Origin of the sequence: Burkholderia sp. THE68, from assembly GCF_009938265.1 — a bacterium.
Lineage (GTDB): Bacteria > Pseudomonadota > Gammaproteobacteria > Burkholderiales > Burkholderiaceae > Caballeronia.
In genome coordinates this window covers 1,776,725-1,799,364 of the sequence record NZ_AP022315.1, presented here as the reverse complement: position 1 = coordinate 1,799,364, position 22,640 = coordinate 1,776,725, and the positions used below count along the sequence as shown (strand labels likewise).

23 protein-coding genes are annotated in these 22,640 nt (G+C 64.2%); 9 read left to right on the top strand and 14 right to left on the bottom strand.

Annotation, left to right across the window (positions count from 1 at the left end):
* Positions 1–15 precede the first annotated feature (15 nt).
* The 4 genes from BTHE68_RS08520 to BTHE68_RS08505 all read left to right on the top strand — a co-directional run bounded on the left by BTHE68_RS08520 (position 16) and on the right by BTHE68_RS08505 (position 4,350).
* Positions 16–2,505 (top strand): ABC transporter permease, encoded by a 2,490-nt coding sequence (locus tag BTHE68_RS08520; protein ID WP_502710582.1) that lies wholly within the window; start codon positions 16–18, stop codon positions 2,503–2,505.
* Positions 2,506–2,520: 15 nt separating this feature from the next.
* Positions 2,521–2,943 (top strand): group II truncated hemoglobin, encoded by a 423-nt coding sequence (locus tag BTHE68_RS08515; protein WP_162065953.1) that lies wholly within the window; start codon positions 2,521–2,523, stop codon positions 2,941–2,943.
* 94 nt (positions 2,944–3,037) lie between these two features.
* Entirely contained in the window at positions 3,038–3,769 is a 732-nt protein-coding gene (locus BTHE68_RS08510; protein WP_162065952.1) for an alanyl-tRNA editing protein, read from the top strand.
* 2 nt (positions 3,770–3,771) lie between these two features.
* The gene (locus BTHE68_RS08505) at positions 3,772–4,350 is read left to right on the top strand and encodes a DUF924 family protein (RefSeq protein WP_162065951.1); all 579 of its coding nucleotides are present in this window, start codon (positions 3,772–3,774) and stop codon (positions 4,348–4,350) included.
* 17 nt (positions 4,351–4,367) lie between these two features.
* On the opposite strand, the gene BTHE68_RS08500 is transcribed toward BTHE68_RS08505, so the two are convergent.
* The 10 genes from BTHE68_RS08500 to BTHE68_RS08455 all read right to left on the bottom strand — a co-directional run bounded on the left by BTHE68_RS08500 (position 4,368) and on the right by BTHE68_RS08455 (position 11,539).
* On the bottom strand, positions 4,368–5,114 hold the full coding sequence (locus BTHE68_RS08500; RefSeq protein ID WP_162065950.1) for an SDR family oxidoreductase: 747 nt from the start codon (positions 5,112–5,114) through the stop codon (positions 4,368–4,370).
* A 10-nt stretch (positions 5,115–5,124) separates the two neighbouring features.
* Entirely contained in the window at positions 5,125–5,709 is a 585-nt protein-coding gene (locus tag BTHE68_RS08495; RefSeq protein WP_162065949.1) for an LOG family protein, read from the bottom strand.
* Positions 5,710–6,432, bottom strand: coding sequence for a TetR/AcrR family transcriptional regulator (locus BTHE68_RS08490; RefSeq protein ID WP_162065948.1), 723 nt, complete (start codon positions 6,430–6,432; stop codon positions 5,710–5,712).
* A 144-nt stretch (positions 6,433–6,576) separates the two neighbouring features.
* Positions 6,577–7,143 (bottom strand): diacylglycerol kinase, encoded by a 567-nt coding sequence (locus tag BTHE68_RS08485; protein WP_162065947.1) that lies wholly within the window; start codon positions 7,141–7,143, stop codon positions 6,577–6,579.
* Positions 7,140–8,171, bottom strand: coding sequence for a glycosyltransferase family 4 protein (locus BTHE68_RS08480; protein ID WP_162065946.1), 1,032 nt, complete (start codon positions 8,169–8,171; stop codon positions 7,140–7,142). The genes BTHE68_RS08485 and BTHE68_RS08480 overlap by 4 nt, the downstream gene beginning before the upstream one ends.
* A gap of 29 nt (positions 8,172–8,200) precedes the next feature.
* The gene (locus BTHE68_RS08475; protein WP_232077868.1) at positions 8,201–9,151 is read right to left on the bottom strand and encodes a UDP-2,3-diacylglucosamine diphosphatase; all 951 of its coding nucleotides are present in this window, start codon (positions 9,149–9,151) and stop codon (positions 8,201–8,203) included.
* Positions 9,152–9,218: 67 nt separating this feature from the next.
* A complete protein-coding gene (locus BTHE68_RS08470; protein WP_502710554.1) occupies positions 9,219–9,740 on the bottom strand; it encodes an RDD family protein in 522 nt (173 codons plus the stop codon).
* Positions 9,737–10,498 (bottom strand): DUF3106 domain-containing protein, encoded by a 762-nt coding sequence (locus tag BTHE68_RS08465; protein WP_162065944.1) that lies wholly within the window; start codon positions 10,496–10,498, stop codon positions 9,737–9,739. Before BTHE68_RS08465 ends, BTHE68_RS08470 begins: the two co-directional genes overlap by 4 nt.
* Before the next feature lie 28 nt (positions 10,499–10,526).
* The gene (locus BTHE68_RS08460) at positions 10,527–10,979 is read right to left on the bottom strand and encodes a DUF3619 family protein (RefSeq protein WP_162065943.1); all 453 of its coding nucleotides are present in this window, start codon (positions 10,977–10,979) and stop codon (positions 10,527–10,529) included.
* A complete protein-coding gene (locus BTHE68_RS08455) occupies positions 10,976–11,539 on the bottom strand; it encodes an RNA polymerase sigma factor (protein ID WP_162065942.1) in 564 nt (187 codons plus the stop codon). The genes BTHE68_RS08460 and BTHE68_RS08455 overlap by 4 nt, the downstream gene beginning before the upstream one ends.
* Positions 11,540–11,949: 410 nt before the next feature.
* On the opposite strand from BTHE68_RS08455, the gene BTHE68_RS08450 reads away from it, so the two are divergent.
* The 5 genes from BTHE68_RS08450 to pssA all read left to right on the top strand — a co-directional run bounded on the left by BTHE68_RS08450 (position 11,950) and on the right by pssA (position 17,018).
* A complete protein-coding gene (locus BTHE68_RS08450; protein WP_162065941.1) occupies positions 11,950–13,713 on the top strand; it encodes an acetolactate synthase 3 catalytic subunit in 1,764 nt (587 codons plus the stop codon).
* A 108-nt stretch (positions 13,714–13,821) separates the two neighbouring features.
* A complete protein-coding gene (gene ilvN / locus BTHE68_RS08445) occupies positions 13,822–14,313 on the top strand; it encodes an acetolactate synthase small subunit (RefSeq protein ID WP_008341906.1) in 492 nt (163 codons plus the stop codon).
* Between the two features lie 67 nt (positions 14,314–14,380).
* Positions 14,381–15,397: a ketol-acid reductoisomerase gene (ilvC, locus tag BTHE68_RS08440; RefSeq protein ID WP_086973543.1), complete on the top strand. Its 1,017-nt coding sequence runs from the start codon at positions 14,381–14,383 to the stop codon at positions 15,395–15,397.
* 96 nt (positions 15,398–15,493) lie between these two features.
* On the top strand, positions 15,494–16,138 hold the full coding sequence (locus BTHE68_RS08435; RefSeq protein WP_162065940.1) for a phosphatidylserine decarboxylase: 645 nt from the start codon (positions 15,494–15,496) through the stop codon (positions 16,136–16,138).
* Positions 16,139–16,151: 13 nt separating this feature from the next.
* Positions 16,152–17,018 carry a CDP-diacylglycerol--serine O-phosphatidyltransferase gene (gene pssA / locus BTHE68_RS08430; RefSeq protein WP_162065939.1) on the top strand — a complete coding sequence of 289 codons (867 nt, stop codon included), beginning with the start codon at positions 16,152–16,154 and terminating at the stop codon, positions 17,016–17,018.
* Positions 17,019–17,100: 82 nt separating this feature from the next.
* On the opposite strand, the gene BTHE68_RS08425 is transcribed toward pssA, so the two are convergent.
* From BTHE68_RS08425 to recJ, 4 genes are all read right to left on the bottom strand, one after another.
* On the bottom strand, positions 17,101–17,859 hold the full coding sequence (locus BTHE68_RS08425; RefSeq protein WP_162065938.1) for a glycine zipper 2TM domain-containing protein: 759 nt from the start codon (positions 17,857–17,859) through the stop codon (positions 17,101–17,103).
* Between the two features lie 272 nt (positions 17,860–18,131).
* Positions 18,132–19,658 carry a lysine--tRNA ligase gene (lysS, locus tag BTHE68_RS08420; RefSeq protein ID WP_162065937.1) on the bottom strand — a complete coding sequence of 509 codons (1,527 nt, stop codon included), beginning with the start codon at positions 19,656–19,658 and terminating at the stop codon, positions 18,132–18,134.
* A gap of 87 nt (positions 19,659–19,745) precedes the next feature.
* Positions 19,746–20,850, bottom strand: a protein-coding gene (prfB, locus tag BTHE68_RS08415; protein WP_162065936.1) for a peptide chain release factor 2 whose coding sequence is annotated in 2 segments (ribosomal slippage) — positions 19,746–20,768 and positions 20,770–20,850 — 1,104 coding nt in all. Because the reading frame shifts where the segments join, the coding sequence is not laid out codon by codon here.
* 84 nt (positions 20,851–20,934) lie between these two features.
* Complete coding sequence (gene recJ / locus BTHE68_RS08410) at positions 20,935–22,638, bottom strand: single-stranded-DNA-specific exonuclease RecJ (protein WP_162065935.1); 1,704 nt, start codon at positions 22,636–22,638, stop codon at positions 20,935–20,937.
* Positions 22,639–22,640 lie beyond the last annotated feature (2 nt).

Sequence of the window (22,640 nt, the reverse complement as noted above, 5' to 3'; positions counted from 1 at the left end):
CGCCAGGCATGGCGCATGACCGCGCGCGACTGGCGCGCGGGCGAACTCACGATGCTGCTGCTCGCGCTGGTGCTGGCGGTGGCCGCGCTGTCGAGCGTCGGCTTTCTTTCCGATCGCATGCGTCAGGGGCTCGCGCGCGACGGGCGTCAGATGATCGCCGCCGATTTCATCGTGCGCGCCGATCATCCCGTCGATCCGATGTTCGCGAGCGAGGCGAAGTCGCTCGGGCTCGACACGGCGAACACGACCATCTTCCCCAGCATGATCAGTTCGACGTCCGCGCAGCCGGCCTCGCGGCTCGCGGCGATCAAGGGCGTCACGACGGGCTATCCGTTGCGCGGCGCGCTGCGCATCGCGCCGGGCATCGATGCCGCCGATGCCCCCGCGCACGGCATCCCCGCGCCCGGCACGGTCTGGGTCGATCCCGCCTTGCTCGACGCGCTCAAGACGCAGGTCGGCGGCACCGTGAAGGTCGGCACGCGCACGTTCACGGTTGCGGCCGTCATCACGCGCGAGCTGGATCGCGGCTTCTCGTTCGTCAACTTCTCGCCGCGCCTGCTGATGCGCGCCGACGAGATCGCGGGCACCGGCCTGATCGGTTACGGCAGCCGCGTGACGTATCGATTGCTCGTCGCCGGTCCCGACCCTCAGGTCGAGCAGTTCGCGAAGTTCGCGCGCGAGAAAGCCGATGGCGGCAAGCTGCGCGGCGTCGCGCTGGAATCGCTGTCCGATGGCCAGCCGCAAGTGCGCCAGACGATCGACCGCGCGGGCCATTTCCTCACGCTCGTGTCGCTCCTGACCGCGCTGCTCGCGGCGGTCGCGGTCGCGATGGCCGCGCATCGCTTCGCGCGGCGGCATCTCGACGGCTGCGCCGCGATGCGTTGTCTCGGCGTCAGCCAGCGCACGCTGCGCGCGCTGTTTCTGAATGAATTCCTTGCGATCGGTCTGATCGGCAGCGCGGTGGGCGTCGTGCTCGGTTTCGGCGGCCATCTGGTGCTGCTGAACTGGCTCGGCTCGCTCGTCGATGTCGAGTTGCCGCAGCCGAGCGTCTGGCCGGCGCTGCAAGGCATCGCGATGGGTCTCGTGCTGCTGCTCGGCTTCGCGTTGCCGCCGCTGCTGCCGATCACGCGCGTGCCGCCGGTGCACGTGATTCGCCGCGAACTGGGCGATGCGCAGCGCGTCGCGCATGCGGCGTATGGCGTCGGCGTGCTGCTGTTCGCGGCGCTGCTGATCCTCGCGGCGGGCGAGCTGAAGCTCGGCGGCATCGTCGCGGGCGGTTTCGCGGCGGGCCTGCTCGTGTTCGGCGCGATCGCGCGCGCGGCGCTGTGGGCGGCGGCGCGCTTCGTGCGGCGCGAAACGAGCCGCGCGGGCGTCGGCTGGCGTTATGCGCTCGCGTCGCTGGAGCGGCGCAGCGGATCGAGCGCCCTGCAGATCACCGCGCTCGGCATCGGGCTGATGTGCCTGTTGCTCATCGGCATGACGCGCAACGATCTCATCAAGGGATGGCGCGACGCGACGCCGCCCGATGCGCCGAATCAGTTTCTCATCGACATCCAGCCGGATCAGCGGCAGGGCGTGCTCGACTATCTGCGCACGCACGGCCAGCCCGACGCCGCGCTCTCGCCGATGGTGCGCGCGCGTCTGATCGCCATCAACAACAAGCCGGTGAATCCGGACAATTACGACAAAGCCGACGCGAAACGCCTCGTCGATCGCGAATTCAACCTCTCCTACACGACCGAACTGCCCGGCGACAATCGCGTGACGCAAGGCGCGTGGTTCGGCAAGGACGCGAAGCCGCAGGTGTCGATCGAGGAGGGCATCGCGAAGACGATTCGCGTAAAGATGGGCGATACGCTGCGTTTCGACGTCGCCGGTCTGCCGGTCGAAGCGCCCGTGACGAGCATCCGCAAGGTCGACTGGAACTCCTTCAAGGTCAACTTCTTCGTGCTGCTGCCGCCCGAGGCGCTCGCGGACCTGCCGGCGACCTTCATCACGAGCTTTCATCTGCCGACGCAGGAGCAGCGCGTGATCGACGGCCTCGTCGCGCGTTATCCGAACGTGACGGCCATCGATATCGCGCCGATTCTCGCGCAGATCCATCGCACGCTCGCGCAGGTGATCGGCGCGGTGCAGTTCCTGTTCCTTTTCACGCTCGCGGCGGGCGTGCTCGTGCTGTACGCGGCGCTCGCCGGCACGCGCGACGAGCGCGTGCGCGAGTCCGCGCTGCTGCGCGCGCTTGGCGCGTCGCACAGGCAGGTGCGCGCGGTGCAGGTGGCGGAGTTCGTCGCCGTGGGCGCGCTCTCGGGCCTGATGGCGGCGCTCGGCGCGCAGGGCATCGGCTACGTGCTCGCGGCGCGCGTGTTCGAGTTTCATATCGATTTCAATCCGTGGCTCTTGCCCACGGGCATCGTGGCGGGCATCGCGTGCGCGGCCTTGAGCGGCTGGCTGAGCCTGCGGCGCGTGCTGGCGCGCCCGGCGCTGCAATCCCTGCGCGATGCGTAATTTTTTGTTTGAGCCATGACCGAAGCAAATCAATCTCCTTCCGACGACGAAGCCCAGAAGCCGACCGCCTTCGAACTGATCGGCGGCGAGGAACGCCTGCGCGCGATGGTCGATCGTTTCTACGACCTGATGGATCTCGAGCCCGAATTCGCGGGCATCCGCGCGCTGCATCCGCCGACGCTCGACAATTCGCGCGACAAGACCTTCTGGTTCCTGTGCGGCTGGATGGGCGGCCCGGATCATTACATCAGCCGCTTCGGGCATCCGCGTTTGCGGGCGCGGCATCTGCCGTTCGCGATCGCGTCGACCGAGCGCGATCAATGGCTGCGCTGCATGGCCTGGGCGATGGAAGATGTCGGCATCGAAGAATCCGTGCGCGAGCGTCTTCTGACATCCTTCTTCGACACCGCCGACTGGATGCGCAACCGTCCCGGTTGAAACGCTGGGTTTTGTATCGGTTCACGCATGGCGCGCGTGGTGCATCATCGTCGAGGAATCGTCTCAACTCCCCGCAAGACAAGGAATCACCGACATGAGCACACGCGCACTCTTTCGCGAGGACGCCTATCTGACGCGTTGCGACGCGACCGTCACCGCAATCGACGAGCAGGGCATTCACCTCGATCAGACCGTGTTCTATCCGCTCGGCGGCGGCCAGGCCGCCGACGCGGGCACGTTGACGCTGGCGGACGGCACGGTCATCGCGATCGCCGATACGCGCAAGGCGAAGTTCGAAGGCGCGACGCCGGATGACGCGGTGCATGTGCCCGCGCCGGGTCAGGACGACGCGCTGGCGAAGCTTACGGTTGGCGACAGGGTGAGCGCGGAGATCGACTGGGCGCGGCGGTACCGGCATATGCGGCTGCATACGGCGAGCCATCTGATCTGCGCCGTGCTTCCGTTTCCGGTCGATGGCTGCAGCATCACGACCGACTACGCGCGCCTCGATCTGGCGACGGTCGAACCGATCGAACGCGAAGCCGTCGAAGCGAAGCTGAACGCATTGATCGGCGGCGCGCACGACGTGCAGACCGAATGGATCACCGACGACGAAATGGCCGCGCGCCCCGAACTCGTCCGCACGATGAGCGTGAAACCGCCGATGGGCCTCGGCCGCGTGCGCCTGTTGCGCATCGAGAACGTGGATTTGCAGCCGTGCGGCGGCACACATGTGCGCAACACCGGCGAGATCGGCGCGCTGCGCATCGCGAAGCTGGAGAAGAAGAGCGCGCGCACGCGGCGGCTCGTGCTGGAACTGGTCTGAGCATGGACCCGCGCGCGCAGGCCGTGCTCGATCTCTGGTTCGGCGAGCCGGGTTCTGCGGAGTTTGGAGCGGATCGCAAATTGTGGTGGCGGAAGAAACGCGCTTTCGATTCGCTGCTTGCCGAGCGCTTCGGCGCGTTGCTCGAAGCGGCGCACGCGGGCGGTTTGCAGGATTGGGAGCGCACGCCGCTCGGCGCGCTCGCGCTGATCGTGCTGCTCGATCAACTATCGCGCAATTGCTATCGGAACACGGCGCGCGCGTTTGCGGGCGATGGCCGCGCGCTCGCGCTGGCGAAGACGCTGGTCGAGCGGGGCGACGATATGCGCCTGCCGAGCGCGTATCATCGCGCGTTCGCCTATATGCCGTTCGAGCACGATGAAACGCCCGAAAGCCAGCGGGAGTCGTTGCGACTCTTCGGAAAACTGAAAGACGAGACTGGCGTTGCGAGTTTCTACGAATCGGCGCTGGAGCACGCGGAGGTCATCGAACGCTTCGGGCGCTTTCCGCATCGCAACCGGATTCTCGGACGGGAGATGCTGGCCGATGAAGAAGCGTGGCTGGCGAAGCACGGCGGATTCTGAGCCCGCCGTCCCGAACGCTACCGTCCGCCCGCCACATCCAGAATCGCCCCCGACACATACGACGACGCATCCGACAGCAGCCACACGATCGACTCGCCGACTTCATCGGCCGTGCCCGCGCGTCCGATCGGCGTCTGCACGCCGAGCACGTGCGCGCGATCCGGCTTGCCGCCGCTCGCGTGGATGTCGGTGTCGATGAGTCCGGGGCGAATCGCGTTCACGCGCACGCCTTCGGGCCCGAGTTCCTTCGACAGCCCGATGGTCAAGGTATCGATCGCGCCCTTGGACCCCGCGTAGTCGACATATTCGCCGGGGCCGCCCAGCCGCGCCGCCGCCGATGAAACGTTCACCAGCGACCCACCCTTGCCGCCGCGCGAAGTCGACATGCGCCGCGCCGCCTCGCGCGCGCACAGATACGCGCCGAGCACGTTGATGTCGAAGATGCGCTTCATGCGCGCGATGTCCATATCCGCGAGCCTGGAGCCAGGTGCGACGATGCCCGCGTTGTTCACGACGCCATCGAGCTTGCCGAAGGCTTGCTCGGTCGCGTCGAACATCGCGATGATCGCGGCTTCGTCGCTCACGTCGCCGTGAATGGCGATGGCCTTGCCGCCGGCAGCCTCGACCGCCGCGACGGTTTCATCGGCGGCGGCTGCGTTCGACGCATAGTTCACGCCGACGGACCAGCCGCGCGCGCCCGCGAGCACCGCAGCCGAGCGGCCGATGCCGCGGCTTGCACCGGTAATCAGGATGACTTTGGACATGCGCTGTTCCTCAGACGGCGTTGCGTTTTTCGGACCACTTGTCGTTTGCAGGCGGAACGTAGCGCGCGAGTTTGTCGATCATCTCGGCGGGTTCGGCGGCGACCTGAATGAGATCCAGATACGGCTCGCGCATGAAGCCTTCTTCGACGGTATGCCGCAGCATCGCCAGAAGCGGATCGAAGTAGCCGTTCACGTCGAGCAGACCGACCGGCTTCTGGTGATAGCCGAGCTGCGCCCACGTGTACACCTCGAAAAACTCCTCGAACGTGCCGACGCCGCCCGGCATCGCGACGAACGCATCGGAGAGATCGGCCATCTTCTTTTTGCGTTCGTGCATGTCGGGTACGACGTGCAGTTCGGTGAGATCGGTATGGCCGACTTCCTTCGCGAGCAGCAATTCGGGAATCACGCCGACCGCGCGCCCGCCGGCGGCGAGCACTTCATCGGCGATCAGTCCCATCAGGCCGACGCGGCCGCCGCCGTAGACCAGCGAGAGGTTGTTCTGAACCAGCGCGCGGCCGAACGCCTTGGCCGCTTCCGCATAGACGGGGCGGGCTCCGTTGGAGGAGCCGCAATAGACACACACTGCCTTCATTTATCTGGAATCCTTTGTTTCGGTCTTTGCATCGTCGCGCGGCGGCAAAAAGTCCGCATATTCGCGCTTTGGCAGCTTACCTGAAACGAGGTCGTCGAACAGTTGACGCGAACGCCCGCGCAGATACGGCGCCATGATCGAGATGATGTGCAGGCTCGCCTGATGCAGCTCCGCGCGGATCGCTTCCTGATCGTTGTACTTGCGCGGATTCATCACGTACTGGTACGAAAGCCAGTACGTGGCGATCACGCCGATGTTCGTCGCGATCACCTTGATCTCGTCGGGCGTCGCGACCATTTCCTGATCGGCCACGAGCGCCTCGCACAACTGGCTCGCGAAATGCACCTTGTGCGTGATGATCTGCTTGAAGTGCGTTTCGAGCGTGCGGTTGCGCGCGAGCAGGTCGTTCAGGTCGCGATACAGGAAGCGGTAAGTCCAGAGGAAATCCGCCATGTATTGCAGATACGACCACATCTCGTCGATCGTCGGGCGATGATCGTCCGGAAAGCGCAGACGCTTCTGAATCTGCTGCTCGAACTGCGCGAAGATGCTGTTGATGATGTCGTCTTTGTTGCGGAAATGGTAGTACAGGTTACCTGGACTGATTTCCATCTCTTCGGCGATCGTCGTCGTGGTGACGTTAGGCTCGCCGATATCGTTGAACAACTTCAGCGACAGCTCGAGGATCCGTTCGCGGGTGCGGCGGGGTGGTTTGGCTTCCATGTCGTCCGACCTTGGCATCGGGCAGCGGGGGCTCGGGATGAGCGCTCGCGCGGCCGCGTCAGTTGCTATTTTTGAGAATGTCGGACGATTATAAACCGGTCGTTCGGCGGCACGGCTGCGGGCTTTGCGCGCGGCCGTTCTCGTTTATAAGATACGCGCGAGCCAGACGGATGCAAGCGGCGATGCCAGCGGCCACAAAATCAGGCCCCACGTGATGACGCACACGCCGAGCGCGACCATGACCGCGGCGCTGCCGAAATCCTTGGCCCGCTTCGACAGTTCGTGACGTTCGAGCGAAATGCGGTCGATGGCCGCCTCGACGCTCGAATTGAGCAATTCGACGATGAGCACCAGCAGCACCGACGCGATCAGCGCCGCGCGCTCGACCGGCGCGACCGGCACGATGAGGCCGCACGGCAACAGGATCGCCGCGAGCGTCAGCTCCTGACGGAACGCGCTTTCCTCGCGAATCGCGACGCGAAAGCCGTAGAGCGAATTCTTCATCGCGTGCCAGGCGCGCGTGAAGCCGCGGTTGCCCTTGTACGGGTTGAAGGGCAGATCGTCCGGGCCGAGCGGCTCGGCCGGTTGAGCAGGTGTTTCGTCGATGTCTTCGGGGTCGTCGTCGAAGGGATCGCGCGCGCCAGCCGCCGCGGGCGCTCCGGCGCGCGGATTCGCTTCGGCTCGCTCCTGCGCGACGGCGCGTCGCGTCATGCGGCCGCCCGGTCGGAACTCGCGGCGCGCGGACCGAACTGCCGCAAGTGCGACGCGAACTGCTCCGATGCGGCGCGCCACGAGAAACGTTCGGCCCATGCGCGGGCGTCCGCGCGCTCGATCTTCAGCGCGTGCAGGCAGGCTTCGCGCAGATCGTCGTGAAGCGCGCCCGGGCCGTTCGCGCCGAGCACATCGATCGGGCCCGTCACCGGGTACGCCGCGACCGGCGTGCCGCAGGCCATCGCTTCGAGCAGAACCAGGCCGAAGGTATCGGTGCGGCTGGGGAACACGAAAACGTCCGCCGCCGCATAGACCTTCGCCAGTTCCGGCTGCGACAGCACGCCGAGATAGTTGACGTTCGTGTAGCGCGACTTCAGTTCCGCGAGCGCCGGACCTTCGCCCGCGACCCACTTCGAGCCTGGCAGATCGAGCTTCAGAAATGCCTCGACGTTCTTCTCGACCGCCACGCGCCCGACATACAGAAAAATCGGCCGGGCGGTGTTGAGAACCTTCGACTCCATCGGATGGAAGATGTCGAGATCGACGCCGCGCGTCCACAGCACGACGTTGGTGAAGCCGTAGCGTTCGAGATCGCTTTTGACGACGGGCGTCGGCGCCATCACCGCCTGCGAGTTTTTGTGGAACCAGTGCAGGAAACGATACGTCATCGCGAGCGGAATGCCGAAGCGCGCGTTCACGTACTCGGGAAAGCGCGTGTGATACGCGGTCGTGAAGGGCAGCTTGTGGCGCAGCGCATACGAGCGCGCGGCGAGCCCGAGCGGCCCTTCGGTGGCGATGTGCAACGCATCCGGCGCGAATGCGTCGATACGCTCGGCGACGCGCCGGCCCGGCATCAGCGACAGGCGAATCTCCGGATAGGTCGGGCAAGGGATCGTCCTGAATTCGAGCGGCGTGAGCAACTCCACGCGATGTCCGAGCGCGGTGAGTTCTTTCGTGGTTTGCGTGAGCGTACGCACGACGCCGTTGACCTGCGGCTCCCATGCGTCGGTAACGATCATGATTTTCATCGGCTTTGGCCCCGTGGTTCGTTCGGAATTCAGACGGTCGCGCGCGCTTTGCCCGCATGTGCTTCGGGCGAGCGCATCACGGTCCAGTAGACGATCTTCAGTTCGCCGTCATGGGTCTCGACGAGCGCCGAGAGACTCTCGACCCAGTCGCCGTCGTTGCAGTAGAGAATGCCGTCGATGTCGCGGATCTCGGCCTTGTGGATATGCCCGCACACGACGCCGTCGCAGCCGCGGCGGCGCGCTTCGTCGGTCATCACGCGCTCGAACTGCGAGATGAAGTTCACCGCGTTCTTCACCTGATGCTTCAGGTATTGCGACAGCGACCAGTAGTTGAAGCCGAGCTTCGACCGCACGCGATTGAACCAGCGGTTGAGCAGCAGGATCGCGGTGTAGGCGGTGTCGCCGAGATAGGCGAGCCATTTCGCGTGCTGGATCACGCCGTCGAAGAGATCGCCGTGCACGATCCACAGACGCTTGCCCGCGAGCGTCGTATGGAAGGCTTCGCCGCGCACGTGGATGTCGCCAAACGCGAGATCGCAGAACTGGCGCGCGGCTTCGTCGTGATTGCCCGGGATGAAGATGACCTGCGTGCCCTTGCGCGCCTTGCGCAGGATTTTCTGCACGACGTCGTTGTGCGCCTGCGGCCAGAACCAGCCCTTGCGCAACTGCCATCCGTCGATGATGTCGCCGACGAGATACAGATATTCCGACTCGTGATGGCGCAGGAAATCGAGGAGATAGTTCGCCTGGCAGCCGCCCGAGCCGAGGTGGATGTCCGAGAGCCAGATCGTGCGATAACGCTGCGGCGCATCGCCGGAATCGGCGGGCTCGTCGCGATGGACGGGCGCGCCGGTCGACGCGGACTCGTGGGATTCCGTGGACTCGGATCGCAGTGCGAAAGGACCGGCGCGCAGTTCGTTGTGGCTAAAGCTGAAAGGAGAGGGCGGGGCTGACGGGTTGAAGGCCATTGGCTCGCGCATCGGGTTTCGGTATGCACATTGCGCCATGCGGCCGTGACCGAGCCGTGACAGTCACGAGAAGTTCTTATTACTTGACAACAGGTTGCGCGGCGACGATGCGTGTGCCGGCGAGGCGGTCATGGAGGAATTGACGCGCCGGATCGAGCCACGCGGCGGCGGCCCACAGCGCGACCCATGCCGCGAAGACGGCGAGCGTCTGCGGCACGGCGAGGGAGAAGAGCGGATGCAACGTGAGCGGCGGCAGGAACCACAGCCACGCGAGGGCGTAACGGGCGAGCGCGCGGCCGGTTCCGAGCGGCTGGCCGTGCGCGTCGACGACCTTGAGGCGCCAGGTTTTCATCGGCAGGGTCTGGCCGCCGTGGGTCCAGAAGTACACGAAGTAGGCCGCGAGCACGATGCCGATCCACGACATCAGCCAGTTGTGATGCGTGAGGCCGTTGCGTTGCTGCGTGAGCGTGCTGAAGAGATAGCCGGCGAGGAACACCACGCCGAAAAGTATCACGCTCTCGTAGAGCATCGTCGCGAGGCGGCGGCGCAGCGTGGGCGCGCGCATCGGATCGACGCTGATCACTGCCGGCTGCGCGCTCACGAGCCGTTGTACATCGAGGGCGCCTGCTGCGGCGACACCGGAATCGGCGTGGCCGGCACGATGCTCGCGGCGTTGGGAATGGCGGGCTGCATCGGCACGCCGGAGACCGGCGCGGCGGGTGCGACGGCCGATCCGCCTTCCGCGTGTCCGGATGCGTGCCCCTGCTCGCGCGCCGCGACGAGGCGATTGATGTCCTTCACTTCGGTCTTGCCCGTGGGCGGCGCGGAGACGACGGTCGGCCGGCGCACGTGCTCGCTCGCAGCAAGCTTCTTCTTCTGTTCTTCGGACAGCTTCTGATACGCGTCCCACGCCTTTTCGCGCTTTTCCAGCGGCACCGATTTGGATACCTGATAGTTTTCGCGCGCGACCTTGCGCTGGTCCGGCGTGAGGCGCACCCATTCCTCCATGCGCTGATGCAGATGCTTCTGCGCTTCAGGCGACATCCGATGGAACCGCGACGCGATCTTCAGCCACTTCTGCTTGCGTTCGTCGGAGAAAGAGTCCCACTGCGTGGCGAAAGGCGCGAGCGCGGCGTGCTGCGCTTCGGTGAGACGGCTCCAGGCGAGCGGGCTTTCGGAAGACAAGGCGGACAGCGGCGAGCCGCTCGCATCGGCAGCCGCGCCCGAACCGCCGCTCGGCGCGGCGGCGGCCGAAGGCGTTGCGGCGGTGGAATAAAAGCGCGGATAAGTCGCGGCGAACGCAACCAGACCCGCAATCGCGCAACCAAAGACAATCGCGAGACCGCGCTTGTAACTCACCCGGAAATTCCCCCGCTGTATTCAGTGCTTAATGATTGCGCGTCAGGTACGCGTTGAAACCGTGATCGAGATAGGCGTCGATCGGCAGGCTGTCGCTCATCATGGCCGCGTCGATTTCGGCGAGTTCCGCCTTGCGCTGCTGATCTTCCCAGTACGCGATGCCCGCCAGTCCGATGATGAGCGCCGCGAGCGGCCACGCGAGGCCGAGCCCGCCGAGCCGCGCGAGCAGTCCCTTCGGACGATGATCGTCCCCGGACTCGCCCGTCGTGAGCGTGCCGCCGGCGCCGGCGAAGGCCGGCGTGAACGCGGGCGCGGCCATCGTGACGGCCACTTTCTCCGGCTTCTTGCGCGCGATCGCGACGCGGCGCGCCTCGCGCAACCGGTCGACGGCGGCAGCCGGAATATTCGACGTGTTTTCGTCGAGTGCGCGCACGACCTTCAGCGCGAACTCGTTTTCCTTCGTTTCAAGAGCGGAACTCATAGCGTGATCCCTTTGGCTTTCAGGGCTTGTGCGAGAGTGTGCGTGGCGCGTGAACAGTGCGTCTTCACGCTGCCCTCGGAGCACCCCATCGCGGCGGCCGTCTCGGCGACATCCATGTCTTCCCAGTAACGCATGAGAAACGCTTCCCGTTGACGCGCGGGCAGTTTCTGGATTTCGGCGTCGATCAGATTCAATACCTGTTCGCGCTCCAGTTTGCTTTCGCTGCTTTCGCTGCCGGCCGCGCCGTCTTCGGATTCGAAGGTTTCGAGCGGGTCGAATTCGTCGTCGTCGGCGTTGCCGAAGGACGAGAAGAGGCTGACCCAGGTGTTGCGCACCTTCTGGCGACGGAAATAATCATGCGTCGCGTTCTGCAGGATACGCTGGAACAGGAGCGGAAGCTCGGATGGTGGGCGGTCGCCGTATTTTTCCGCCAGCTTGATCATCGCGTCTTGCACGATGTCGAGCGCCGCGTCGTCGTCGCGAACGGTGTACACGGTTTGCTTGAACGCGCGTCTTTCGACGCCCGCCAGGAAATCGGCGAGTTCCTTGTCTGATGCCATCCGTTGGGGACCCGGCGCAACGAATTTGCGTCGAAAGGGATCGTGAGGTTCGAGGAAAACCTGCGAATCCTAGCAAAGTTTCGCGGCATCCGGACAATTTGAGATGTTTTGTTGCCGTTGGCGACGTGCGTTCGGTCAAATGACCATGCATTCGACAGCTTGCGCTTGCAAGACGCTTTCATTCGAGGCGGCACGGAATACCGCGCTATCGGCGCATTCGGAAACTTTTTGCTTGACCCGCTGCGCACGCCACTGTTACATTTTCTGACTCGCATCATCAGTGAAATGTCTGCTTTGAGGCGAGCCCAAGAAGTTTGCCTGCCAAACCTAGACGCGCCGCTTGAACCCGAGCCACAAGCCCGGTAGAGAGCACCCAATCAATTTTTTGCCGAAAATTCGAAAGGTGATGAATGAACATGCCTAGCGCGGAATTCTCCACGTCGGATACCACTCCTCCTCACGAAGCTGACTCCATCGGCGGCACCGTGCTCATGCGCGCGCTTGCTGACGAAAAGGTCGAATTCATCTGGGGTTATCCCGGCGGCTCGGTACTCTACATCTACGACGAGCTGTACAAGCAGGACCAGATCCAGCACATTCTCGTGCGCCACGAACAGGCCGCCGTGCATGCCGCCGACGCCTACGCGCGCTCGACCGGCAACGTGGGCGTGTGCCTCGTGACCTCGGGCCCGGGCGTCACCAATGCCGTCACCGGCATCGCCACGGCCTACATGGATTCGATTCCGCTCGTCGTCATCAGCGGCCAGGTGCCCACCGCGGCCATCGGCCTCGACGCCTTCCAGGAATGCGACACCGTCGGCATCACGCGTCCGTGCGTGAAGCACAACTTCCTCGTGAAGGACGTGCGCGACCTCGCCGCGACCGTCAAGAAGGCGTTCTATATCGCGCGTACCGGCCGTCCCGGCCCGGTGCTGATCGACATTCCGAAGGACGTGTCGAAGGCGCCGTGCAAGTACGAGCCGGTCAAGAGCGTGTCGCTGCGCTCGTACAACCCGGTCACGAAGGGCCATTCCGGCCAGATCCGCAAGGCGGTGCAACTGCTGCTGTCGGCTAAGCGCCCGTACATCTATACCGGCGGCGGCATCATTCTCGCGGACGCATCGCGCGAGCTGAACCAGTTCGCCGATCTGCTCGGCTATCCCGTCACGAACACGCTGATGGGCCTCGGCGGCTACCGCGCGTCCGACAAGAAGTTCCTCGGCATGCTCGGCATGCACGGCACGTACGAAGCCAACATGGCGATGCAGAACTGCGACGTGCTGATCGCGATCGGCGCGCGCTTCGACGACCGCGTGATCGGCGATCCGAAGCACTTCGCGTCGTCGCCGCGCAAGATCATTCATATCGACGTCGATCCGTCGTCCATTTCCAAGCGCGTGAAGGTCGATATTCCGATCGTCGGCGACGTGAAGGAGGTGCTGAAGGAACTGATCGAGCAGCTTCAGCACGCGGAGCACGGCCCGGACACGCAGGCGCTCAAGACGTGGTGGGACGAGATCGAAGGCTGGCGCTCGAAGGACTGCCTGTCCTACGACCGCAAGAGCGAGATCATCAAGCCGCAGTACGTCGTCGAGAAGCTCTGGGAGCTCACCGACGGCGAGGCGTTCGTGTGTTCCGACGTCGGCCAGCACCAGATGTGGGCGGCGCAGTTCTATCCGTTCAACAAGCCGCGCCGCTGGATCAACTCGGGCGGCCTCGGCACGATGGGCTTCGGCCTGCCGGCGGCGATGGGCGTGAAGATGGCCTTTCCGGACGACGAAGTGGTGTGCATCACGGGCGAAGGCTCCATCCAGATGTGCATTCAGGAACTCTCGACGTGCAAGCAGTACAACACGCCCGTCAAGATCATTTCGCTGAACAACCGCTATCTCGGCATGGTGCGCCAGTGGCAGCAGATCGAATACAAGAAGCGCTATTCCAGTTCGTACATGGACGCGCTGCCCGATTTCGTGAAGCTGGCTGAGGCGTATGGCCACGTCGGCATTCGTGTCGAAAAGACCGCGGACGTCGAACCGGCGCTGAAGGAAGCGCTGCGTTTGAAGGATCGCACCGTATTTCTCGACTTCCAGACCGATCCCACCGAAAACGTATTCCCGATGGTGCAGGCAGGCAAAGGCATCACGGAAATGCTGCTCGGCTCTGAGGATCTATAACGCGGCTTTGTCTCGCGAGGCTCGCGCGCGCCTGTCTTCACAAAGGACGAGCGTCGCGCGCGGGTTTTTCGAACGAAGGCCACTTCTGGACACATTCGGGAAAAACACATGAAACACATCATCTCCGTTTTGCTGGAAAACGAACCGGGCGCGTTATCGCGCGTCGTCGGGCTCTTTTCGGCACGCGGCTATAACATCGAAACGCTGACGGTGGCGCCGACCGAGGACAGTTCGCTGTCGCGGCTGACCATCGTCTCGATTGGCTCGGACGACGTGATCGAACAGATCACGAAGCACCTGAACCGCCTGATCGAGGTGGTGAAAGTGGTCGACCTGACAGAGGGCGCCCACATCGAGCGCGAGCTGATGCTCATCAAGGTACGGGCGGTCGGCAAGGAACGTGAAGAAATGAAGCGCATGGCGGATATCTTCCGCGGCCGCATCATCGACGTGACCGAGAAGACCTACACGATGGAACTGACCGGCGCGAGCGACAAGCTCGACGCGTTCATTCAGGCGCTCGACGCCACGGCGATCCTCGAAACCGTTCGCACGGGCAGCTCCGGCATTGGCCGGGGCGAGCGGATTCTCAAGGTCTGACGCCTTCCTCATCAAATAGCAGCAAAGTAGCGCAACCATTCAACGCATCAGGACTCAAGGAACCACCATGAAAGTTTTCTACGACAAGGACGCCGACCTCTCCCTCATCAAGGGCAAGCAAGTCACCATCATCGGTTATGGCTCGCAAGGCCATGCACACGCGCTCAACCTGAAGGACAGCGGCGTGAACGTGACGGTGGGCTTGCGCCGTGGCGGCGCATCGTGGAGCAAGGCCGAGAACGCGGGCCTCAAGGTGAAGGAAGTGGCCGAAGCCGTGAAGGGCGCAGACGTGGTCATGATGCTCCTGCCCGACGAGCAGATCGCCGAGGTCTACAAGAACGAAGTGCACGACAACGCCAAGCAAGGCGCGGCGCTCGCCTTCGCGCACGGCTTCAACATCCATTACGGCCAGGTGATCCCGCGTGCGGATCTGGACGTCATCATGATCGCGCCGAAAGCGCCGGGCCACACTGTGCGCAACACGTACAGCCAGGGCGGCGGCGTGCCGCACCTGGTCGCCGTTGCACAAGACAAGTCGGGTTCGGCACGCGATGTCGCGCTGTCGTACGCAGTGGCGAACGGCGGCGGCCGCGCCGGCATCATCGAGACGAACTTCCGTGAAGAAACCGAAACCGACCTGTTCGGCGAGCAAGCGGTTCTGTGCGGCGGCACCGTCGACCTGATCAAGGCCGGCTTTGAAACGCTGGTGGAAGCGGGCTACGCGCCGGAAATGGCGTACTTCGAGTGCCTGCACGAACTGAAGCTGATCGTCGACCTGATCTACGAAGGCGGCATCGCAAACATGAACTACTCGATCTCGAACAACGCCGAATACGGCGAGTACGTGACGGGCCCGCGCATCGTCACGGAAGAGACGAAGAAGGCGATGAAGGCCGTGCTGAAGGACATCCAGACCGGCGAATACGCGAAGAGCTTCATCATCGAGAACCGCGCCGGTGCGCCGACGCTGCAATCGCGTCGCCGTCTGACGTCCGAGCATCAGATCGAGCAAGTCGGCGAGAAGCTGCGCGCGATGATGCCGTGGATCGCGAAAAACAAGCTGGTTGACCAGTCGAAGAACTAAGCGTCACGTTTTTTGCTATATCGAAAGCCGCCCGGCAGCCCTGTGCGCCGGGCGGCTTTTGCTATCCTACGGTTTTTAAAAACACAGAACCCGTTCATGAACTATCCTCATCCGATCATTGCCCGCGAAGGCTGGCCGTTCATTGCCATCGCGGCTGTCGTTGCCATCCTCGTGCAAGCGATGGGCGGCTTCGGCTTCGCCTGGATCTTCTGGCTGATCGTGATTTTCGTCGTCCAGTTCTTCCGCGATCCGGCCCGCCCGATTCCGACCCAGTCCAACGCGGTGCTGTGTCCGGCCGACGGACGCATCGTCGCGGTCGAAACCGCGCACGATCCGTACGTGGGCCGCGAAGCGCTCAAGATCAGCGTGTTCATGAACGTGTTCAACGTGCATTCGCAACGCTCGCCGGTGGACGGCGCCATCACGAAGGTGCAGTACTTTCCGGGCGCGTATCTGAATGCGGCCGTCGACAAGGCCTCGACCGAGAACGAGCGCAACGCGGTCGTGCTGCAGACGGCGGGCGGGCACACCGTGACGTCGGTGCAGATCGCGGGGCTCATCGCGCGACGTATTCTGTGCTACGTGCATGTCGGCGAGCCGCTCACGCGCGGCCAGCGCTACGGCTTCATCCGCTTCGGCTCGCGCGTCGATGTGTATCTGCCCGTCGGCAGCCGCCCGCGCGTGTCGATCGGCGAGAAGGTTTCGGCTTCGTCGACGATTCTCGCCGAGTTCGCGGAATAACGCGGAGGTCTCGATGGCGGCATTCAAACCGCGCCGTAATCGCGCAACCGCGACGCCTCCGCGCGCGTTTCGTCGCAACAAGGCCGCGCAGGACGTCGGCGCCGTGGAGACGCGGCGCGCGAAACGGCAGCAGTTCCTGAGAAAGCGCGGCATTTATCTGCTGCCCAACGCGTTCACCACGGCCGCGCTGTTCTGCGGCTTCTTCGCCGTCGTCCAGGCGATGAACGTGCGCTTCGAGATCGCGGCCATCGCCATTTTCGTCGCGATGGTGCTCGATGGCATGGATGGCCGCGTCGCGCGCATGACGCATACGCAGAGCGCGTTCGGCGAGCAGTTCGATAGCCTCTCGGACATGGTGTCGTTCGGCGTCGCGCCCGCGCTCGTGATGTACGAATGGGTGCTGAAGGATCTCGGGCGCTGGGGCTGGCTCGCGGCGTTCGTCTATTGCTCGGGCGCGGCGTTGCGGCTCGCGCGTTTCAATTCGAACATCGGCGTGGTCGACAAGCGTTATTTCCAGGGCTTGCCTTCGCCGGCAGCGGCGGCGTTGATCGCGGGCTTCGTGTGGCTCGCGACCGATAACCGCGTGCCGCTCAAGCTCGTGTGGCTGCCGTGGGTCGCGTTCGCGCTGACCATTTACGCGGGCGTGACGATGGTGTCGAACGCGCCGTTCTACAGCGGCAAGGCGCTCGATGTGCGCTTTCGCGTGCCGTTCGCGGGGGTGCTGCTGATCGTCGTGGCGTTCGTGCTGGTGTCGTCCGACCCGCCGGTCATGCTGTTCTGCCTGTTCGTGCTGTATGGCTTTTCGGGCTATATCTGGTGGGGCTATCTCGCGCTGCGGGGCAGGCCGAATCCGGCGCGCAGTTTGCAGCGGGAGCATTGAGGCGAGCGCGTTCAAGCGAAAGAAAAAGGGCGGCAACCGAATAGGTTTGCCGCCTTTTTTGCTTCGAGGTTCCGTCAGGCGATCAACCCGCGACCAGCGTCCCGTTCTGAATATGCACACGCTGACCCTGCGCGAAGGGCGGCGGGTTCTTGTATGTGAACGTGCGCGTCTTGCCGTTTTCCATTCGCACGTGCACCGAATAATCGGTTTCGCTGCGCAGATGCTTCTCGACAGAATTGCCCGCGAGACCGCCGCCCAGCGCGCCAAGCAGAGTCATCGCGGTGCGGCCGCCGCCGCGTCCGAACTGATTGCCGACAACACCGCCCGCAACCGCGCCCCCGACCGCGCCGATCCCCGTTCCGTGACCTTCCTGCTTGATGGCCGAGATCGATTCGACGGTGCCACAGGTCGAGCAATATGCCGGATGCTGTGCATACGACGGCTGCGCGCGTTGAGGCTGCGCCGGAGCCTGCTGCGCTTGCTGCTGGGCTGCTGCTTGCTGAGCTGCCTGCTGTTGAGCTGCCGCTTGCTGAGCCGCCTGTTGCTGCGCTGCCTGTTGTTGAGCCCCTGCCTGCTGCTGGGCCGCGCTCGGCTGCGCCGGACTCGGCGCGGCGGAATCCACCACTGGCTGCTGCGCAACAGCCGCCGTCTGCGTCTGCGGATTCTGCGCGCCGTTGCTCGACGCTTTCGGGAACAGTCCCGTCATCGCCGCGGTGGCGACGAGGCTCGCGACGATGACCGCGCCCGCCGCCGTCGCGACGAGCGGATGCAGGCGCCGCTGCTGCGGCTGAGCGCCGCCGGGAGCGGGCGACGTGCTGAATTTGCTGGTTCCGTTATCCATTTTTGAACCTCCATTGCGAGGCGAATTGCGGCTCTACTCATTCTGGGTGAAACCTGGATTTTTCGCTTTTCCGGCTTGTAACAATTTCGGCAGATCGACGCTTTTGAATAAAAGCACGACCGGTGCCAGATACCGCCGCCAAGGCTGGCGGCTCACGCACGCCAGATCAGCCTTGAAATATTTACCAGCGGTTACAACAAAATCTTGTAGACGAAAAAAAGCGCGCCGCAGTGGGCGCGCTTTTCTTGCTGGTCGGATTGAACCAGAAAAACTCAGTCTTCCCGACGCAGATGCGGAAACAGAATCACATCACGGATGCTCGGGCTGTCGGTGAGCAACATCACCAGACGGTCGATACCGATACCGCAGCCACCCGTCGGCGGCATGCCGTATTCCAGCGCGCGGATGTAGTCGGCGTCGAAGAACATCGCTTCTTCGTCGCCGGCGTCTTTCTGATCGACCTGCTTCTGGAAGCGCGCGGCCTGGTCTTCCGGATCGTTCAGTTCCGAGAAGCCGTTGGCGATCTCGCGTCCCGTGATGAACAGCTCGAAACGCTCCGTGATGCCCGACACCGAATCCGACGCACGCGCGAGCGGCGACACTTCGATCGGGTAATCGACGATATACGTCGGCTCCCACAGTTGCGATTCCGCCGTCTCCTCGAACAGCGCGAGTTGCAGCGAACCCACACCCGCGTTGAGGAAAGCGGGCTGTGTCGTGTCGACGCCGAACTTCTTCAGTTCCGTACGCAGGAACGCGGCGTCCGACAACTGTGCGTCGGTGTACTGCGGCGCGTACTTCTGGATCGCCTGATTGATCGTCAGCCGATGGAACGGTTTGCTCAAATCGAGTTCGCGGCCCTGATACGTGATGGTCGCGGTGCCGAGCGCATCGACGGCGGCCTGGCGGATCAGTTGCTCGGTGAAGTCCATCAGCCAGCGGTAATCGGTGTACGCGGCGTAGAACTCCATCATCGTGAATTCCGGATTGTGACGCGGCGACACGCCTTCGTTCCGGAAATTACGGTTGATCTCGAACACGCGCTCGAAGCCGCCGACGATCAGCCGCTTCAGATACAGCTCGGGCGCGATACGCAGGAACATCTGCATGTCGAGCGCGTTGTGATGCGTCGTGAAAGGCTTCGCCGCCGCGCCGCCCGGAATCGGGTGCAGCATCGGCGTTTCGACTTCCATGAAGCTCGCCTGCGACATGAAATTGCGGATCGACGTGACGGCCTTGGTGCGCGCCATGAAGGTCTTGCGCGATTCCGGCGTGACGATCAGATCGACGTAGCGCTGGCGATAGCGCGTTTCCTGATCGGCGAGGCCGTGGAACTTGTCCGGCAGCGGGCGCAGCGCCTTCGAGAGCAGGCGCAATTCCGTGCAACGCACCGACAGTTCACCCTTGTTGGTACGGAACAGCACGCCCTTCGCGGCGATGATGTCGCCCAGATCCCACTTCTTGAAGGCGTCGTAGGTTTCGGCGCCGACATCGGCGGGCGTCACGAAGAACTGGATCTGGCCGCTGCCGTCCTGAACCGTCGCGAAGCTGGCCTTGCCCATCACGCGCTTGAGCATCATCCGGCCGGCGATCGCGACGGGCAGGGGATTCGCTTCGAGCGCGTCCTTGTCCGTTTCGGCGTACTCGCTCTGGAGTGTCGCGGCCTGATGCGTCGGGCGGAAATCGTTCGGATAGGCGACGCCTTGCTCGCGCAGCGCGCGCAGCTTGTCGCGCCGCTCGGCGATGATCTGGTTCTCTTCCAGTTCGGGAGCGACGCCCGGTTGAATCGGTTCGGTCATGATGATTCTTGGCTTTGAATGCGGCGAATGCGCGGCGGAATGAAACGAAAGCGCGGATATCGCCAACCGATATCCGCGCCTGAAGACTTAAACGCCTTGTTTCAGGCTCGCGCCGATGAAGTCGTCGAGGTCGCCGTCGAGCACGGCGCGCGTGTTGCTCATTTCCACGTTGGTGCGCAGATCCTTCACGCGGCTCTGGTCGAGCACGTAGGAGCGAATCTGATGGCCCCAGCCCACGTCGGTCTTGCTCGATTCGAGCTTGTCCTGTTCGGCCTGGCGCTTGCGCATCTCGAATTCGTAGAGACGCGCCTTCAGCATCTGCATGGCTTCCGCGCGGTTGCGGTGCTGCGAGCGGTCGTTCTGGCACTGCACGACGATGCCGGTGGGCGCGTGCGTGAGACGCACCGCCGAGTCGGTCTTGTTGATGTGCTGGCCGCCCGCGCCCGATGCGCGATAGGTGTCCGTGCGGATATCGGCGGGATTGATTTCGATCTCGATCGAATCGTCGATTTCCGGATACACGAACACCGACGAGAACGACGTATGCCGGCCGCCCGACGAATCGAACGGCGACTTGCGCACGAGCCGGTGAATGCCGGTTTCGGTGCGCAGATAGCCGTACGCGTATTCGCCTTCGACCTTGATGGTCGCGCTCTTGATGCCGGCGACGTCGCCTTCGGATTCTTCGAGGACTTCGGTCTTGAAGCCCTTGCGCTCGCAATAGCGCAGGTACTGGCGCAGCAGCATGGACGCCCAGTCGCACGCCTCGGTGCCGCCCGCGCCCGCCTGAATGTCGATGAAGCAGTTGTTCGGATCGGCCGGGTTCGAGAACATCCGGCGGAATTCCATGTCCTCGACGCGAACGCGCAACGCATCGGCGTCGGATTCGCACGCGACGAGCGTGTCCTCGTCGTTTTCCTCGTGCGCCATCTCGAAGAGATCGCTGGCATCGCGCAGATCGTTGTCGAGCGCGCTGATGGTCGTGACCACGCCGTCGAGCAGCTTCTTTTCACGACCGAGCGCCTGGGCGTTCTTCGAGTCGTTCCAGACGTTCGGGTCTTCGAGTTCCTTGTTGACTTCGGCTAGACGCGCTGACTTGGCGTCGTAGTCAAAGATACCCCCGTAGCTCGCCCGCGCGGCGGCGCAGGTCGGCCAGAAGGCTTTCGATCGCGTTGAGACGTTCCGCTTCCATTGTCGATCTTCGGCTTCGTAAAAAGATGAAATTATAGCCGATTGACAGTGTTTCCCCGGCTTCGGCGCTGCCCGGTGCGCCTGCTCAGCCCGCGTGCTCGACGATCAGTTGCACCCGCGCGACGCCGTTCCACGAATCGCTGACGAGCCGGTACGCGACCGTTGCGCGCGGCGGCAGCGGGTCGACGTGGTTGAACCAGATCGCGTTGAAACGCTGGCGCCCGCGCAACAGCGACAACTTCAGATGCTTCTCCTTCACGAGCGCCTGTGACGCGACTTCGAACTCGCCGGAAAACGTCGGCGCGGGAAAGCCTTGTCCCCAGACCGCCGCGTCGAGCATTTCGACGAATTGCGGCGTGAAATAGGCGTCTTCCAGCTCGCCATCGGTTTCGACGGTGCGCGACAGCGCCTCCGCCGTCAGCCATTCGCGTCCGATCGCCTCGAACGCGGCGGTGAAGCGCGGAATGTCGGCGGTGGACATCGTCAGGCCCGCGGCCATCGCGTGGCCGCCGAACTTGTGGATGAGGCCGGGCTCGCGCTTGCTGATCAGATCGACGGCATCGCGCAGATGAAAACCGGGAATCGAGCGGCCCGAGCCCTTGCAGAGCATACCGCTGTCGTCGGCATGGGCGAAGGTGAACGACGGCCGATGAAACCGCTCCTTCAGCCGCCCCGCGACGATCCCGATCACGCCCTGATGCCAGCTCGCATCGTAGAGCGTGAGCGTCGCGCGCTCGCCCGGATCGATCGTCTGCAGCTCGGCGAGCGCCTGCTGCTGCATTCCGGCTTCGATTTCGCGTCGCTCGCGGTTCATCGAATCGAGCTGTTGCGCGAGTTCCCACGCGCGGCCGACGTCGTCGGTGGTCAGACATTCGATGCCGAGCGACATGTCCGACAGCCGTCCCGCCGCGTTCAGACGCGGGCCGAGCGCGAAGCCGAGATCGAAGCCCGACGCCGCGCGCGCGTCGCGCCCGGCGGCGCGAAAGAGCGCGGCGATGCCCGGCTGCATGCGCCCCGAGCGAATCCGCTTCAAACCCTGCGCGACGAGGATGCGGTTGTTGCAGTCGAGCTTGACTACATCGGCGACGGTGCCGAGCGCGACGAGATCGAGCAGGCCGTCCAGTCGTGGTTCGGGCGTGCCATCGGAATAAGCGCCGCGGCGGCGCAACTCCGCGCGCAGCGCCAGCAGCACATAAAACATGACGCCCACGCCCGCGATGCATTTGCTCGGAAACGCGCAGCCCGGCTGGTTCGGATTGACGATGGCGCGCGCGGCGGGCAGTTCGTCGCCGGGCAGGTGATGATCGGTGACGAGCACGTCGATGCCGAGCGCGTTCGCCGCAGCAACGCCATCGACGCTGGCGATGCCGTTGTCGACTGTGATGAGCAGTTCGGGCAGGCCGGCCTTCGAACGCGCGGCCAGCTCGACGATTTCCGGCGTGAGCCCGTAGCCGTATTCGAAGCGGTTCGGCACCAGATAGTCGATGTGCGCGCCGAACATGCGCAGCCCGCGCACGGCCACCGCGCAGGCGGTTGCGCCGTCGCAGTCGTAATCCGCGACAACTAGCATGCGCTTGCCTGCCGCGAGCGCATCGGCGAGCACGGCGGCGGCGTCGTCGCAACCTTTCAGGCCGGCGGGCGCGTGCAGGCGTTTGAACTCGGTTTCGACGTCATCGGGCGACGTGACGCCGCGCGCCGCGTACAGGCGCGCGATGACGGGATGCAGACCGTGGCGCATCAGCGCTTCGGCGTCGGCGGGAGAGGGGGCGCGCGTAACGATTCGCGTCATTG